This window comes from Streptomyces sp. P17 (assembly GCF_032436805.1).
GTDB lineage: Bacteria > Actinomycetota > Actinomycetes > Streptomycetales > Streptomycetaceae > Streptomyces.
Genome location: NZ_JAVRBF010000291.1, coordinates 1 through 524 on the forward strand (window position 1 = coordinate 1; position 524 = coordinate 524).

General features: G+C 67.7%; 1 pseudogene. It reads right to left on the reverse strand.

The features are described 5' to 3' along the window. Positions 1 to 241 (reverse strand): annotated as a pseudogene (locus RMT89_RS40930) (hypothetical protein); the annotation flags it as partial. Positions 242 to 524 lie beyond the last annotated feature (283 nt).

Sequence of the window (524 nt, forward strand, 5' to 3'; positions counted from 1 at the left end):
TCGACACCGAGGCGTGCACCAGACGCCCCACCTGCATCCAGCGACCCTCCAGCGTCCCGTTTCCGATCGAGAGGTTGGTGCCGTCGCTCTGCGACCACGCCACGGCGTATGACGACCACGACGGAGACAGCGACGACAGCGCATTTTCGGTGCCCTGAGCCAGCAGGGCCATATCTGCCGGGACGTTGTTTGCGTCCGCCAACTCCGGCGTCCGGAGTCCATAGATCGGTGTGGTCGGCATCCCGTGCCTCCTTAGATCGTGGTGATGAGAGTGACCCGTCCAGCGTCGGGACGGTCAGATGGGCCCAGTAGTGCCATGTAGTCCGTGGTGCCCTGGTACGAGACAGCGATCCCGCGAGCAGCGCCGGGACAGTGGCACAGGGCGGCACCGTCGATATCGCGCTGACCAGCGCTGAGGTGTCGGCGCTGCTGTCCGGCTCCGCCCGTGGGGTGGCGGTCGCCTACCAGGGCACCGCCGACTACATGGCGTTGCTCGGCCCCTCTGACCGGCCCGACGCGGGCCG